This window comes from Stenotrophomonas sp. CASM106 (assembly GCF_049384825.1).
In the GTDB taxonomy this organism is placed as follows: Bacteria; Pseudomonadota; Gammaproteobacteria; order Xanthomonadales; family Xanthomonadaceae; genus Stenotrophomonas; species Stenotrophomonas muris.
In genome coordinates this window covers 1-385 of the sequence record NZ_JBMRFS010000097.1, presented here as the reverse complement: position 1 = coordinate 385, position 385 = coordinate 1, and the positions used below count along the sequence as shown (strand labels likewise).

Here is a 385-nt window from a genome sequence, read left to right as displayed (position 1 = left end):
CCGATGACTGGGGTGAAGTCGTAACAAGGTAGCCGTATCGGAAGGTGCGGCTGGATCACCTCCTTTTGAGCAAAGACAGCATCGTCCTGTCGGGCGTCTTCACAAAGTACCTGCATTCAGAGAATCATGTCGGCCAGGCCGATGTGAGAGTCCCTTTTGGGGCCTTAGCTCAGCTGGGAGAGCACCTGCTTTGCAAGCAGGGGGTCGTCGGTTCGATCCCGACAGGCTCCACCATGTTTGAGTTTGTTCCGGAAAGTCTTTCCGGGTCTGTAGCTCAGGTGGTTAGAGCGCACCCCTGATAAGGGTGAGGTCGGTAGTTCGAGTCTACCCAGACCCACCATTCTCTGAATGACGCATACAATCGATCTTTATACGCATCAGCACT

General features: G+C 54.3%; 2 tRNA genes and 1 rRNA gene. All 3 read left to right on the top strand.

From position 1 onward, the window contains the following. A 16S ribosomal RNA gene (locus tag VG556_RS22720) occupies positions 1–66 on the top strand; the annotation flags it as partial. A 92-nt stretch (positions 67–158) separates the two neighbouring features. Next, a tRNA-Ala gene (locus tag VG556_RS22715) sits at positions 159–234 on the top strand. Between the two features lie 29 nt (positions 235–263). Next, positions 264–340 (top strand) — tRNA-Ile (locus VG556_RS22710). Positions 341–385: the final 45 nt, after the last annotated feature.